At 54.9% G+C, this 14,631-nt stretch carries 10 protein-coding genes; 4 read left to right on the plus strand and 6 right to left on the minus strand.

What is annotated here, in order from left to right:
* Positions 1 to 25: 25 nt before the first annotated feature.
* Positions 26 to 847, minus strand: a complete 822-nt coding sequence (locus ACTID9_RS18180; protein WP_441066266.1) for a transporter substrate-binding domain-containing protein — start codon at positions 845 to 847, stop codon at positions 26 to 28.
* Between the two features lie 31 nt (positions 848 to 878).
* Positions 879 to 1,601 carry an amino acid ABC transporter ATP-binding protein gene (locus tag ACTID9_RS18185; protein ID WP_441066268.1) on the minus strand — a complete coding sequence of 241 codons (723 nt, stop codon included), beginning with the start codon at positions 1,599 to 1,601 and terminating at the stop codon, positions 879 to 881.
* 244 nt (positions 1,602 to 1,845) lie between these two features.
* Here ACTID9_RS18185 and ACTID9_RS18190 point away from each other — a divergent pair, with 244 nt between their 5' ends.
* Positions 1,846 to 3,027, plus strand: a complete 1,182-nt coding sequence (locus tag ACTID9_RS18190; protein WP_441066270.1) for a CapA family protein — start codon at positions 1,846 to 1,848, stop codon at positions 3,025 to 3,027.
* A gap of 96 nt (positions 3,028 to 3,123) precedes the next feature.
* Here the strand turns inward: ACTID9_RS18190 and ACTID9_RS18195 are convergent, their stop codons facing one another.
* Positions 3,124 to 3,885, minus strand: a complete 762-nt coding sequence (locus tag ACTID9_RS18195; RefSeq protein WP_441066272.1) for an ABC transporter permease — start codon at positions 3,883 to 3,885, stop codon at positions 3,124 to 3,126.
* Positions 3,882 to 4,625: an ABC transporter ATP-binding protein gene (locus ACTID9_RS18200; protein WP_441066274.1), complete on the minus strand. Its 744-nt coding sequence runs from the start codon at positions 4,623 to 4,625 to the stop codon at positions 3,882 to 3,884. The genes ACTID9_RS18195 and ACTID9_RS18200 overlap by 4 nt, the downstream gene beginning before the upstream one ends.
* A 308-nt stretch (positions 4,626 to 4,933) precedes the next feature.
* On the opposite strand from ACTID9_RS18200, the gene ACTID9_RS18205 reads away from it, so the two are divergent.
* Both ACTID9_RS18205 and ACTID9_RS18210 read left to right on the plus strand, forming a co-directional pair.
* Positions 4,934 to 6,580, plus strand: coding sequence for a family 10 glycosylhydrolase (locus ACTID9_RS18205; protein WP_441066276.1), 1,647 nt, complete (start codon positions 4,934 to 4,936; stop codon positions 6,578 to 6,580).
* 264 nt (positions 6,581 to 6,844) lie between these two features.
* Positions 6,845 to 7,201, plus strand: a complete 357-nt coding sequence (locus tag ACTID9_RS18210; RefSeq protein WP_441066278.1) for a response regulator — start codon at positions 6,845 to 6,847, stop codon at positions 7,199 to 7,201.
* A 47-nt stretch (positions 7,202 to 7,248) separates the two neighbouring features.
* On the opposite strand, the gene ACTID9_RS18215 is transcribed toward ACTID9_RS18210, so the two are convergent.
* Positions 7,249 to 13,257 (minus strand): AAA family ATPase, encoded by a 6,009-nt coding sequence (locus ACTID9_RS18215; protein ID WP_441066280.1) that lies wholly within the window; start codon positions 13,255 to 13,257, stop codon positions 7,249 to 7,251.
* Positions 13,258 to 13,392: 135 nt separating this feature from the next.
* On the opposite strand from ACTID9_RS18215, the gene ACTID9_RS18220 reads away from it, so the two are divergent.
* Positions 13,393 to 14,010: a cupin domain-containing protein gene (locus ACTID9_RS18220; RefSeq protein ID WP_441066282.1), complete on the plus strand. Its 618-nt coding sequence runs from the start codon at positions 13,393 to 13,395 to the stop codon at positions 14,008 to 14,010.
* Between the two features lie 314 nt (positions 14,011 to 14,324).
* Here the strand turns inward: ACTID9_RS18220 and ACTID9_RS18225 are convergent, their stop codons facing one another.
* The gene (locus tag ACTID9_RS18225; protein WP_441066284.1) at positions 14,325 to 14,618 is read right to left on the minus strand and encodes a hypothetical protein; all 294 of its coding nucleotides are present in this window, start codon (positions 14,616 to 14,618) and stop codon (positions 14,325 to 14,327) included.
* Positions 14,619 to 14,631: the final 13 nt, after the last annotated feature.

Raw genomic sequence — 14,631 nt, forward strand, 5'->3', positions numbered from 1 at the left:
ACACCCTCCTTGCGCATCGGTTTCGTTATTGACCCAGAATATTGCGTCCGAACCATTTTTGGCTGATTTTTTCATACGTGCCGTCTTTGATGATCTCATCCAGCGCCTTGTTGATTTTGTCCAGCATTTCCTTGTCATCTTTGCGCACGCCGATCGCCTGGTCGTCCTTGCTCAGCAGTTCGCCGACATCTTTGATTTTGCCGCCGCCTTCTTTGATGAAGCGCAAGCCGACAACCTGGTCGGTAATCACCGCATCGAGTCGGCCGGTCGTCAGATCGAGCAGGGCGGTGATGTCGCTGTCATAGGTGGTGATTTTGTCCGCATCGGTCAGCTTTTTCGCCCACTCCAGGTAGTTCGAGCCTTTTTGCGCACCGATCCGCTTGCCTTTCAAATCTTCTTTCGTCTTGATCGTGTTGTTGTCTTCCGCCACGAACATTTGCGAGCCGGAACGGTAGTAGGTGTTGGTGAAAGCGATTGCTTTTTTCCGTTCGTCCGTCACTGTCAAGCTGCCGATGATCGAATCGTATTTATTGGAAACCAGCCCCTGGATGATCGTTTCAAACGGATTGGTGATCGGCACCGGATTCATGCCCATTTTTTCCGCCAGCGCTTGTCCGATCTCCACGTCAAAGCCGGTCAAATTCCCGTTGTCTTTAAAGCTGAACGGCTTGTACACGCCGCTCATCGCGTAGGTGAAATCTTTTTTGCCTCCCGCTGCCTGATCGCCTCCGGAAGCAGCTGGCGCGCTTGCGTTGCCGCCGCCTCCCGCTCCACATGCTGCCAATAAAAGCGAGCTGAGAAGTGCGGTTGTAACGAATGCGCCTGTCCATTTTGTTCTCTTTTTCATGGTAATGCCCCCCTGGAATTTGGATGATTTGTTAACGAATGCTGCCGAGGAATTGCTTGGTACGATCATGCTGCGGATTTTCAAAGAATGTGCTTGGCGGTCCTTGCTCGAGGATTTGGCCGTTATCCATGAATACGGCCCGGTCCGCCACTTCGCGGGCAAAGCCCATTTCATGCGTCACGACGATCATCGTCATGCCTTCGCGGGCCAACTGCTTCATGACTTGCAGCACCTCTCCCACCAGCTCGGGGTCAAGCGCTGACGTCGGCTCATCGAACAACATGATTTTCGGCTGCATGGCGAGTGCCCTGGCAATCGCAACCCGCTGCTTCTGGCCGCCTGAGAGCATGTCCGGATACACATCGGCCTTGTCCTGCATGTTGACTTTTTTCAACAGTTCGGAGCCGAGCGCCCTGGCTTCTGCCACATTCATTTTTTTGACGTGGACAGGCGCCTCGATGACATTTTCCAAAACGGTCTTGTGCGGAAACAGGTTGAAGTGCTGGAACACCATCCCGACCTCGGAGCGGAATTTGTTCAAGTTGGTCACTTTCGGATCGATCCGCGTGCCGCCGACCCAAATCTCGCCTTGGTCATACATTTCCAGAAAGTTCAAACAACGAAGCAGCGTACTTTTCCCTGAACCACTGGCTCCCAGCAGAACGACCACTTCTTTTTCATTCACCGTGAGGTTTACGCCCTTCAGCACGGTCAATGAGCCAAACGACTTCACAAGTTGCTTAACCTCGATCACCCTGTCATCCCCCTAATTCGACATACCGGATGAATTGACTGAAAAACTTTTCCGAATACCGGAAACGATTTCTGATTTTAATTATAAATTGATATTTTCTGATATTCAAGAAGAATTTGATTCACAACAGCAACAAAACTCGAAAAATGTAACATTTTGTCTTTTTAGCCGTCTAATGGAGGGGGAACGCATCATTCCGCTGAATCATTGAAAAGAATCGAATGCAAAATGAGGGACAAAAATCATGGATCAAACGAGAAGCGAGCGGATCGCGGCCATGCGCCGGGAACAAAAGCGAAAGCGGCGACAGAATGCCTTCCGTCCGCAACAAATCAGCCTGCTTGCAGGTGGCGTCCTGCTCGCCTGCCTCGCTGTGGCTGGCATTCTCTTCGTCGGCAAAGCGTATCTGGAAGGGCTGTCGGGCACGTCACCGCCGGTGGAGCAACCGGTGGATGCCGCCTTGCCTGAGGAAAAGCCCGCCACCGTCAAGCTGACCTTCATCGGCGATCTCATTTTTACCGGACATGTGGAAACGCGGCTCAAGGAGCAAGGCTACGATTTTCCCTACGCCTATGTGAAGGATCTGTTTGTAGACGACGACTATACGATCGGCAATCTGGAAACGCCGGTGACAAAGCGCGGCATGCCTGCAGCCAACAAGGAATTCGTCTACAAATCGCCGCCGGAAGCAATTCCCGCGCTGAAGGCGGCCGGAGTCGACCTGGTCAATCTGGCCAACAACCATTCGATGGACCAAGGGGTGGACGGCTTGCTGGATACGTTTGACGTCCTCGCGCAACATAACATCGCGTACATGGGCGCAGGTCCCGATGACGACCGCGCGTACGCCCCGGTCATCGGGGAGCGAAACGGCATCAAGATGGCCTTTTTCGGTTTCAGCCGGGTGATCCCGGAGGTGGGCTGGTACGCCGGGAAAAACAAGCCGGGCGTCGCCTCGGTCTACGATCCCGCGCGAGCTGTCGCGGCGATCCGCGCGGCCAAAAAGCAGGCCGATCTCGTCATCGTCATCCCTCACTGGGGCAAGGAACGGGAAGATTGGCCTGTCGAGCACCAAACGACACTGGCTCGCGCCTTCATCGATGCCGGCGCCGATTTGATTGTCGGCGGCCATCCCCACGTCTTGCAAGGATTCGAATCGTATCGCGACAAATGGATCGCCTACAGCACCGGCAACTTTATTTTTACACGGGCGAGCGAGCCGCGGACATGGGAAACGATGGTGCTGCAAGCGACTTGCACAAAAGCTGGCGCCTGTTCGCTCACGATGCTGCCCCATCACGCCGAGCTGGGGCAGGCTGTCCCGATGAACGCGGAAAACGCCCAAAAGCTGCGCCAGCGAATCCAGTCGATCTCAAAGGATGTGCGCATCGACGCGGACGGCAGCGTCCACCCCAGTACCGAATAACCGACCGGAACAGCACAAAAAAGCAAGCCGCCACACGGAGAGTTTCCCGATGGCCGCTTGCTTTTTGTATGGTCGGCATATGCGATGCTGCGGTGGCTACCTGTCGCCGTCCAGCTGCTTCATCCGCAGATCGTTTGTGAACAGGAGCTTGTAGCACAGCACGCTGAGCAGCATGCTGGTCATTGCAGCCGCTCCTGTAAAAGAAAAGACGATCAAAATCTGGTAGCGCACCGCTTCGACCGGGTCTGCTCCGGCTACGATCATGCCCGTCATCATCCCGGGAAGCTGGACGATGCCTACGGTCTTCATCCCGTCGATCGTCGGAATCATGCTGAATTTGACCGTCCGCCGGCGAACGTCCCAAATCGCCTGCTTGGCGGTTGCCCCGAGCGACAGCAACGTCTCGATTTCTCCGCGCGACGCCTGGAACTCGCGCTTGATCTGGTTCATGAATAGGCCGGAGACGATCATCGCGCTCCCGATGGTCATGCCGCTGATCGGAATGATGTATTGAGGCGTCGGCGCGATCATGCCGAGCGAAAGCAAAATCCCCATCATCAGCAGCTCCATGGCGCTGATCGCAACGGCGATCCGCCAAAAAATCCCCTTCATCCCCTTGCCCCGCTTGCTTGCATTCCACGAAGCGACGGCGATCATGAACGAGATGATGACGATTAAGTAGACAGGCTGGTCCGCTTGAAAAATAAATTGCAGCACGTAGCCGACCGCGAGCAGTTGCACCGCGGAGCGAATCGTCCCGACCGCGATGTCTTTTTCGAGGCCGAGCTTTTGCCAGACGGAGATGACCATCGAGGCCAGCACAAACACAAGCGTGCAGCTTAATGCGAACAAGCTCATAGGCTCACCGTACTTTTCGGCAGCTGCAAAAAGCTGCGTGCCGCTTCCGTCGCGGGCTGCTGGAAAAAAGCGTCCGTCGGCGCGTCTTCCGCAAGCGTCCCGTTCGCCATGAACCACGTACGGCCGCTCACCCGCTGCGCCTGCTCCAGATCATGCGTGACCCAGATCGACGCCGTTCCTCTCGTTTGCTGCCACTCATCCACTGTTTCCTCGACCTTTCTCGCGCTGTTTGGATCGAGCGAGGCCGTGATTTCATCCAGCAGCAAAAGCTCCGCGCCCAGCAGCATGGACCGGATCAACGCCACCCGCTGCTTTTCGCCGCCGGACAAATCCGCCGCTCGCTTGTTTTTGTCCAAATGCTCCAAACCAAGGCAGACCATCAGCCGTCCGGCCATCTCCGCGTCAAAGGGCTGGGCGTGCAAGCGGCTTGCCGTCCGCAAATTATCCTCGATGCTGCCAGGCAGCATCACGGCCTGCTGGGCCACATAGCACACCCGTTTTCGCCATTCCCGTTCGTCCGACTCTTCTGACGATCGCTGATGCAGGGCAATCCGCCCGCCATCATGCAAATCCAGCCGCGACAGCACGCGCAAAAGCGTGCTCTTCCCCTGGCCGGACGCGCCGATCAAGGCGATCCGCTCCCCCTGCCGGACACTGGCTGTAATCCCGGAAAACAGCAGTTCCGCTGCCGCTCCTTCCGCATTCCCTTTGTATTTCATCACGTTTTCAATCGTAAGCATCACACCACCCCTTTCCCCCAGCATCGCTGCCTCCAATGGGGGATCGCACGGTGCCCGAACCGAAGCCAAGCGCGCAGCATCCCGTTGCCGCCGCCTGCGTTCTTCTGTCACCAGCGAAAGTCCGATAACCCTTTCGTTTATTGTATCATATCCGACTAGCGCGACAAAGACGGTCCGCATCGTCTGCCATCTAGTCAAAAGGCTCTATTTTTCCGGTCCTGGCGAAACAAAAACGCCGCCCGGGCGTCTATTGTCCATAGAGATTTTCTCGCAAATCTGCAAATCTATCGTTTTGGAGGCTTTTCAACATGAGGTTTCGCAACTGGATTCACATTTGCTTTCTTGCGCTCCTGCTGTTTGCGGCAAGCGTCCCGGCGCTTCAGCCGCCGCCTGTGCAGGCCGCAGCCCCTTCCGCCATCACCCTCCTGCTGGATGGGCAACCGCTCGCAAGCGATGTCTCGCCTTACATCCTGCCGGGGGTAAACATCACGATGGTCCCGCTGCGCGTCATCAGCGAAGGGCTTGGCGCCTCCGTCGATTGGGACTCGGGCAGCCAGACAGCCACCATCAGCCGCCAAAGGACAACCATTTTGATGACCGTCAACATGCCGTTTGCCGTGGTGAACAACAACAGCGTTTCACTGGACGCATCCGCTGAAAACAAAGGAGGCAGAATCATGGTGCCTGTCCGATTCGTCAGCGAGCAGCTCGGACTTGCAGTAGATTGGGATCAGGCCAGCCGTACCATTCTGTTGACATCAGCAAACGGTTCGGTTGCAGGTCCGCCTCCGGACATCATCAATTCCGGCAGCGAATCGTCGGGCAATACCGGCAATAACAGCGATTCTGTACATACGGAAGGTTCGTTGCGCGGCGTGTGGATTTCCACCGTCTTCAATCTCGACTGGCCGTCCAACGCGTCCGTCGGCAACCAGCAAAAACAGAAGCAAGAGTACATCCAGCTTCTCGATGAACTGCAAAGCATGGGCATGAATGCCGCATTTGTCCAGGTACGCCCTGCCGCGGATGCGCTTTATCCTTCATCGCTTGTCCCGTGGTCCAAGTTTTTGACCGGCACGCAAGGAAAAAATCCAGGGTATGATCCGCTCGCCTTCATGATCGAGGAGACGCATAAGCGCGGCATGGAATTCCACGCCTGGTTCAATCCGTTCCGGGCCAATACGGATGCCAAAACGGACAAGCTGGCCGCAAACCATGTGGCCAAAGCGCATCCGGACTGGATCGTCAATGCCAGCAACAAGCTGTACATCAACCCGGGAATACCCCAGGCGCGCCAGGAAATCATCAAGGACATCATGGAAGTCGTGAAAAACTATGACATCGATGGCGTTCATCTGGACGACTACTTTTACCCGTCAGACGGCGCTTTCAATGACGATGCGACGTTCAAGGCGTACAACAGCAAAAAAATCGCGGCCAAGGCCGACTGGCGCCGCGACAATATCAACCAGTTCGTGTCCCAGCTGGGCGCATCCATCCACAGCGCTAAGCCGCAGGTCGAATTCGGCATCAGCCCGTTCGGCGTCTGGCGCAATATCGCCAAAGATCCGACCGGCTCGGATACGAAAGCGGGCGTAACCGCCTATGACAACATGTATGCCGATGTGCGGACGTGGATCAAACAAGGCTGGATCGATTATGTCGCGCCCCAGTTGTACTGGAGCCTCTCCTTTACGCCCGCGCAGTATGACAAGCTGGTCGCATGGTGGGCGAACGAGGTAAATGGCACCGGCGTCAAGCTCTACATCGGCCACTCCCCGTACAAGCTGGGAACTGCGGAAGCCGGCTGGTCAAACGCCCAGGAAATCATCAATCAGCTGATCTGCAATGCGCAATACCCGCAGGTGCAAGGCGACATTTTCTTCAGCGCCAAAGATTTGCGCAAAAACCCGCTCGGCATCGTGCAGGCACTCCGCTCCTATTACGGGATGTGAGACTTGCAAAAAAGCAGCTTGCCAATTTAGGCGAGCTGCTTTTTTGCTGGCGATGGGACATGCGCCCCATCGAGGTGGCCTAACCGAAATTTAGGCAAAAAGACACAATCCCACTTCTCCTGCCAGATACTCATTTCAAGAGGACGGGGCATCCATTAGACTGAAGGAGGTACCCATTTTTTCCTTGCTACTTTTTTCTCGCAAATGATATGGTAACTATACCGTTATCTATCCTATTTTCAAGGAAAAACCTGAGGAGGTCCTATGGCTCGCATCCTGATCGCCGATGACTCTGTAGTAGTCAGAGAATACATAAAACAGACGCTCGAACGCGCTGGACATCAAGTCGTTGCAGAAGCAACGACAGGCTATGAAGCGTACCATCAATACTTGACGCACCGGCCGGATTTGATCACGATGGACATCAACATGCCGGAGCTGAACGGCATCGAAACCGTTAAACTGATTGTGAAAGAAAACCATGGTGCCAAAATCATCGTCGTCAGCACATACGGTTTGAAGCCGCTTGTGTTTGAAGCGATCAAAGCAGGCGCCAGCGACTATATTACCAAGCCGATCGATGAAGACAAGCTGCTTGGCGCAGTGGCAAACGTCCTGTAACACCAAACCAGCCTTCCCGCACTGTTATACGGGGGGCTGGTTTTTTTCTACTCCAGCGGCAAGTAAAAATTAAAGCTTGTCCCTTCACCTTTGCGCGTTTTGACTTCCACCTGGCCGCCCAACTGCTCCAGCTCCCGCTTGACGACGGCAAGCCCCATACCGCGCCCTGACATTTCGCTGACCTCGTTTTTCAAGGAGAAATCGTCTGCGAACAGTTTGGCCAGCCATTCCTGCTCGCTCCAGACCGGCTCATCGGCAAAACCGATGCCGTTTCGTTTCAGCCAGCTGCTCTTGACCTGCTCCAGATCGATGCCCCGGCCGTCATCCGCGATCGCGATCACCAATCGGTCACCTTCCTGCCTGATCGTGCAGCGGATGCTGCCCCACAGCTCCTTCCCCTGCGCAAGCCGCTCCTCCTCATCCTCGATCCCGTGGTCGACCGCATTGCGGAATACGTGGACGAGCGAGCTGACAAAGCCGGCGAACCGGTCCGGATTGACCCACAGCTCATCGCACTCGATTTTGAGTGGGGACACATGCTTCCCTAAGCGGACCGCCCACTGGGTCACCGTATCGGTATAACGGGTGAACAGCTCGCCGACAGGACGGTGATGCAGCTCTTGAAACGCACGATACAGCTCCTCATCGCCTTCCTCTAGCATGCGAGCCGCCAGCTTGTCGCAAAACAGCTTCCAGCGGTCTTGGCTAAACGACACAGCCTGCGCTTTGCTTTCCCAAAACCCGTACCCAAGCTTTTGCCTGAGCAATTGCACGTCCTGCTCCATCACCTGCAAGACGGCATTCGGTTCGCCTGAAGCCCCGAGCCTCGCCAGCGCGTCCGGGTCGTTTTGCCGCATGCACTCGAACAGCTCGGTCTCCAGATCGTGCAGCTTCTGCGGCGTATGCAGCAGATGGAATTGGCTGAAATCCCCCTTGAACTGATGCAGCCGGCCGATCAGCTCGAACAGCCGCTCTTTGCCCCCATTGACATCGGCGAAGAAGCGCTCCCATTCATGCTTGAAAAACACCTCAAACTGGCGTGTCGCGGCCTGAAACAGCTCAATGTTGGTCACGACCGACACGACCATTTTCAAAATCTGCAAATCTTGCTCCATTTTATTTTCCAGCGCGCGCTTCTCGCTTAGATCAGTGAGGATGAGCATCAGGCCGATCTGCGTCTCCCCGGCATCATGGATCGGTCTGCACTCCAGCTTCACCGGCAGCTGGTTTACCGTAATCTCCTGCGGCATCAAGGTCAGATACAATTCCTTTTGCATGCTGTTCTTCGTTTCAAAGTATTTGTGCAGAAGCGACTCGATGAACATCCGCTCTTCCCGCTGATCCGGGTACAACAGCTCGGGTACCGCCATGCCGGCGATCTCCTTGCCGAAAATCCGCAAACATTCGCGGCTGTATTCCGAATGGACGACCAGATTGTCGCTGAATAGCAAAAAGCCCTGGCCTGCATGGTTCAGCAAATTTTTGTTGTCCTGCAAAAGCTTCTGAATTTCGCCGGTCCGCTCCGCGACCATTTTTTCGAGCGAATGATTCCACACTTCCAGGCGATGGTACAAGCGGGCATTTTCGATAAAAATCGCCATCTGGGAAAAAATCAGGCGCAAAAGCTCTGTCCGCCCTTCGTTGAACACATGGGACGCCACGTTATTTTCCAGATAAAGAATCCCGATCATTTTGCCTTGCTTCCACAATGGCGCGCAGAGAACCGACTTGGGCTTGTTCTGTGCAACGTAGGCGTCCTTCTGGTAGCGCTCGTCGCGGGAAGCATCATGCAGCACCACCATCTCCTCCGTCCGGATCGCATAATTGACGACCGACACGCACAGCGAACCGCTCTGGTCATACGGAATCGACTGCATGATCTCCATGTCCTTGCCTACGTAGCCCGCAGCTTCGATCAGCCATTCCGCCTCGTTTTTCAAAATCAGCAGCCCTTTTTGCGCGCCCGCACTGCTGATGACCGTGCCGAGCATCGTTTCCAGCAGCTTCTCCAGCTTGATTTCGCTCGCCATGGCCTGCGAAGCTTTGATGACCGTCATCAAGTCGAGGATGTTGGCGGCGGGACGCTCCGTGCTTACGGGCGAGGAAGCCATCGCAGCGGCAATCTCGATGATCGATTCAGCCGGGCGGTCCGACGCTTTTGATTGGCTGCGGTACAACAAATCGGCATACTTTTCTTCCAGATCGGCCGCTTTCGCCACCGCTCCCCACATGAGATAGGCATCATACGCTTCGGTCATGTACACTTTGGCCAGCGTCGCAAGCCCGATTGACAGCGAAAATTTGGCTGCACACTCGCATGCGATCGCTTCATTTTGCAGAAAGCCCGCTTGTCTGGCCGCCTGGATCGAACGCTCATACAAGTTCGATGCCTCCTGGTTTTTCCCGCGCACACGGGCCCATTCCGCGGCCATCAGCAGCTGTTTGTGCAAGAAGTTTTCCGGACTGTTCCCGGCCCAGCGCTTCATCTTGCGCAAATTGGCTTTGATTTTTTTCCGGTAGTGTGCGCGCTCTTCCGGATGGGCGGCCTCGTACAGGGCGGTGAGCGCCAGACTTTGCAGGAAGTAATGCTGCGCCGACAGCAGCTGGCCATTGACCGTCTCGATCCACTGTTCGGCCTCAATCGATAAGGCGGCAGCTTGCGCATACTGCTCGAACAAGTAACAGGCGTGCATTTTATAAAAGTGGTAAATGTACCGCTTGTAGCCGTTGCTGTCCGCATGCAGATCCAGCGCATAGGCCGATTCATCGAACCCGTGCCCTGCGAAGGCCGCGCGCTCCTGCTTCCAGAGCGTCATGCAGTCGAGGAATTGATGCAGCAACAGCACGCGGTCGTCGTGGTCGACAACCTTCACCTGCCGGATCAAATCGGCATAAAGGCGCAGCTGTTTGCCCAGCTCGTCAAGCGAGGTGCCGCAAAAAAACATGGTGTCAAGCAAGCCTAAGGAATTGTAGGCGACATAAATGTTGCCCCCGCTCTCAAGCCCATGCTGGATCGCCGTTTTCAACAGCGGAATATTTGTTTTGGCATGATTGCGCCAATGGTTGATCATGATTGCGAATGCGCCGTACGCTTTCGTCATGGCAAGCGGGTCCTGGAATTTTTCTGCGATCTGGCACCCCAGTCTCCCGAGATCATGTCCCGCCTTGTATTGGGAAAATTTGTTGCAGAGCACGATGCCGTATCCGGTATACCCGTTGGCGGACGCAACGCAATTGCCGTGCACAAGCGAGAGGGTAAGCACGCGCAAGATCGTCAGCGCAAACCAGTTCTGGTTGACAAAGTACGAAGACGGACCGGCATAGCTGATGATGTTCATCGCTACTTTATAGTTTTCTTCCGGGACATACGGCAGATCGAGCAGCCGCTCGACGTTGCGCGTGCCCAATCTCCGCTTGATCCGCAGCATTTCCTTGAACAAATCAAGCTTTCCCGGGGCCGCTGGAATGCGCACGTTCAACAGGCGCAGCGCTTCATTGGCGATTTCCACCACGAGCGGAAAATTCGCCAGTGCCGTATGCATATGGATTTGAATTTCCAAAACGCGGACGCGCTCCAGCGCGGTTTTGGCGTGATCCAAAACGATCCGGAACAACCGCTCCGCTTCCGCAAAGTTTTTGCACAAATACTCGGCTTCCGCCAAAAGCGTGTAAAGCTCGATTGCAAGCGGGTAATCTGCTCGCCAGGCATCGTCGGGCAGCAATTTGGCGCCGCGCTTCAAATATTGCAGGGCGGCATCGTACGCTGTCGAGTTTTTCGCCTTTTGCCCTGCCATCAGGTGATAGCGCGCCACGCGCAGTCGGGCATCCCGCTCCTCGAGCAAGTCGTCGGCTTTGCTGAAATGGTCGCACATCTCGAACAGGTAATCGTCTGATTTCACCGTGAAATACAAATGCTCCATCATTTTGCCGAGAACGAGATGGGCGCTTTTCCGCTCGTCTGCCCCAAGCAGCGAATAGGCGGCTTGCTGAATCCGGTCATGCACGAACACGAACTGCACTTTCGGCGTTTCCTCATAGTCGTCAAGCGTATCTGCCATATAGGCGATATGCTGCTCCCCTTCGAGCGGATAGAGCAGCCCTTCCAAAATGGCCGGCCATAGCTGCTGCGCAGTGTCCGGCTCCCCCTGCGCGCTTGCTGCGGCCAGCATATCGAGGAAAAAGGTGTTGCCCAAACAGGCGGCATAGGCAAGCAGCCTTTGCGTGCTGTGGGGAAGCTGCAGCACCTTGTCGACGAGAAACTGGGCGACATTGTCCGCCGTGCTGAGACGCTCGATCTGCTCGAGATCCCACAGCCAGCGCCGCTCTTCATGCTGGAAAGTCAACAGCTGGCTGTCATAGAGCGATTTGAGGAACTGTCTGGCAAAAAACGGGTTCCCCTCTGTTTTTTGCACCATGATTTTGGCCAGCGGCATCGTGTGGAACGGTTCGAGCCGGAGCGTATCCGCCAAAAGCTGATTGAGCTGTGTCACGCCAAGCGGTCGTAACGGAATGCGGTCGATGATCGCATCCTGCCAGTCGAGTTCGTTTAGGATCGCAAGGAAGGCTGGATTCGTCGTGCCCTCCTGGGAACGATAGGCGCCGATCAGCAGCAGATGGTTCATGTGCAAATCTTTGTACAGCTCCTGAATCAGCAGAAGCGATGCGGTGTCCGCCCATTGCAAATCGTCAAGAAACAGCACAAGGGGATGATCGGGGCGAGCCAGAACGCGGATAAAGCGCTGCATCATCAATTGAAACCGGTTTTTGGCTTCAGCCGGGAGCAGCTCCGGCACGGGCGGCTGCTTGCCGATGATTTTTTCCAGTTGGGGAATTACCTCGACGATGACTTGTCCGAGCCCTTGCATCGCATCGAGAATCGCTTCCCGCCAAACCGCAAGCGCAGCCTCCTCCTCCATCAAAAGCTGCTGGATCAATTCCTGAAACGCTTGCAAAAGCGCCGAGTACGGAATGTCCCGCTTTAGCTGATCATATTTGCCGCGAACAAAACGGCCCTTGCCTGTGTAAAGCGATTTTTGCACCTCATTGACCAGTGCCGACTTGCCGACACCTGCGCTGCCGCTGACCAGAATGAAGCGCATGGCGCCGTTTGCCACCTGCGAAAACGCGTCGGCCAGCTTTTGCACCTCTTGCTCGCGCCCATACAGCTTTTGCGGAATGATCAAACGATCCGTCTGATCCTGCATGGCAATGGGGAACGGCTCGATTGTGCCGGTCTCGACCAGCAGGTGCAGACATTGCTGCAAATCGGCGATCAAGCCGGAAATGCTGAGGTAACGGTCTTCCGCGTTTTTCGCCAGACATTTGAGCACAATTTCCGAAAGGACGCCTGGCACGGCCTGATTCAGTTCATGCGGCGGAATCGGCGCAAGCGCGATATGGGCATGCACCATCTCCAGCAAATCGGTGGACAAAAACGGCGGAAATCCTGTCAGCATCTCATAGGCGACGATGCCAAAGGAGTAAATGTCGGTTCGGTAGTCAAGCGAACGGTTCATGCGGCCCGTCAGCTCAGGAGATACATAAGGAGAGCTTGCCGCCAGCTCCCTTTGATTCACTACGCTCTGATATTCTTCGGCAAGCCGGGTCGCGCTGCCGAATCCGCCGAGCTTGATTCCGAGCGAATCCGGGCGAATGAGTATATTGGCAGGATTGATGTCCTTGTGGATGATATGCTGCTGATGGGTTTCCCCGATACAGCGGGCGATCCGGATGCAAATGGAGATGATCTCTTTGATCGATGGCCGCTTCATCTTCAAAAACAGATCGAGCGGTACCCCACCGTGATCTTCCAGCACCAGGACGCTGTCTCTTCCGATATTGATATATTCAACAACATTCGTGACGGCTGTTGTATGCAGAGATTGCAAAATATGAAATTCATGCTTGAGCTTTTTTGCGGGATAGCCTTCTTTTGGCAGTTTTAAAATGACAGGCAGCTGATCTTCTATCCTGATGCCCCGATAAACAAGCTGGTTGCTATTCTTGGAGATTCTGTCCGTAATCTTATAACCGGGAACGACAATCCTATCATTCATGCTATCAACTCCACATGTTTTGCCATCATACATGATGTATTTATTGTCTATTATTGTCGAATATTTTATAGTAAAACTATTATGACAAAAAATTCAAGACACCATGCCATCCACCCCAAATTGGAGGAATGAACCATGTCCAGCTTGAGTCGTACCGTCGGCAACCCGACCACGGGGGAATCCGTCACGTTCATCAAGACCACTGATGAGACCAATGGCGAATACTTGCTGTTCCGCACGGATTTGCCCCCGAATAACGGTATCTTTCTCCACTACCATACCGCATTTGTCGAAACTTTTGAAGGGCTGACAGGCGTTCTGGACGTGACGTTGGACGGAAAAAAAATCCCGCTGAAAAAAGGCGACATGGCCGTCATCCCGAAAGGTCACACGCACGGCTTCTGGAACAATACCGACCAATTCGTCAGCTTCACCGCCGAAATCCGCCCCGCCGACACATTCGAAGCTTTCGTCCGCTGCGGGTATGGCTTGGATACGGATGGACGCAGCTACTACAACCCGCTGCTAAAAATTTATTTGCCGAAAAACCCGCTGCTCCTCGGAACGCTGTTTGAACTGGGCGAGTTTTATGTCCCGTACTTGCCGCGCTTCCTGCAAAAAGGCATCTTCGGCGCTCTGGCCGCGCTCTCCCGCTGGACCGGAGCCGCCAAGACGATGGAAAAATACTACAAAGAGACTCCGCAAACGGCACCAGCGTCCAAGCTGGACGAACCGGAGCAATTTTCTTCGTAAGATTGCGCCGCTTTTGGAAAGCAGGCCGATCCGGCTTCCTCGCTTCGCGCATCCAGGAAAATATTTTTTACTTCCATCATACTATATGGAACGAGCTTCATCTCATTTTCTTTTCCGCGTATCCAATCATCGCCATAGGCGCTGCCCGGGAATTGCAGGAAGCCCCCTCCGCCCAATCGCTGTAATCGGCGGAGGAGTCTGCGTTCCGGGTTCCTTCGCAACACGAGCGGGTTGCCCTGTACCACAGAAAAGAGCCCCTGTCTGCACAGGAGCTTGGTTGCCATTCCATCGTGTTCATTTTTCCGTTTTGCCTGTTACGGCTGGTTGTCTTCAGCGCCCGTCTCCGCCATGCTCACATACTGGCACAAGTAAAAATAGCGGCGAACCAGTTCCCCTACATCCGCCCGGCTGTCCCGGACATAACAGGCGCCCGCTTCCGCCAGCTGTTCGAGCAGCGAGCAAAGAAAGCCCATGTCCAGCTCTCTTGCCTCATCACAAAGGGCGTGCAGTTCTTCCACGTCTTTTGCATCCGTTTTCGCCAGGCCTTTCACCAAAAGCCGTTCGCTCCATTCCGTCAACCTGTCGGCAAGCTGTGCAACTGCATCCATGCCGCCCTTCACC

Source organism: Brevibacillus fluminis (assembly GCF_052072235.1).
GTDB lineage: Bacteria > Bacillota > Bacilli > Brevibacillales > Brevibacillaceae > Brevibacillus_D > Brevibacillus_D fluminis_A.

Bases quoted from the DNA above. Each gene is read 5' to 3' on its own strand.
- ACTID9_RS18180 (WP_441066266.1), bottom strand. From the start codon at position 847: ATGAAAAAGAGAACAAAATGGACAGGCGCATTCGTTACAACCGCACTT.
- ACTID9_RS18190 (WP_441066270.1), top strand. From the start codon at position 1,846: ATGGATCAAACGAGAAGCGAGCGGATCGCGGCCATGCGCCGGGAACAA.
- ACTID9_RS18195 (WP_441066272.1), bottom strand. From the start codon at position 3,885: ATGAGCTTGTTCGCATTAAGCTGCACGCTTGTGTTTGTGCTGGCCTCG.
- ACTID9_RS18200 (WP_441066274.1), bottom strand. From the start codon at position 4,625: ATGCTTACGATTGAAAACGTGATGAAATACAAAGGGAATGCGGAAGGA.
- ACTID9_RS18205 (WP_441066276.1), top strand. From the start codon at position 4,934: ATGAGGTTTCGCAACTGGATTCACATTTGCTTTCTTGCGCTCCTGCTG.
- ACTID9_RS18210 (WP_441066278.1), top strand. From the start codon at position 6,845: ATGGCTCGCATCCTGATCGCCGATGACTCTGTAGTAGTCAGAGAATAC.
- ACTID9_RS18215 (WP_441066280.1), bottom strand. From the start codon at position 13,257: ATGAATGATAGGATTGTCGTTCCCGGTTATAAGATTACGGACAGAATC.
- ACTID9_RS18220 (WP_441066282.1), top strand. From the start codon at position 13,393: ATGTCCAGCTTGAGTCGTACCGTCGGCAACCCGACCACGGGGGAATCC.
- ACTID9_RS18225 (WP_441066284.1), bottom strand. From the start codon at position 14,618: ATGGATGCAGTTGCACAGCTTGCCGACAGGTTGACGGAATGGAGCGAA.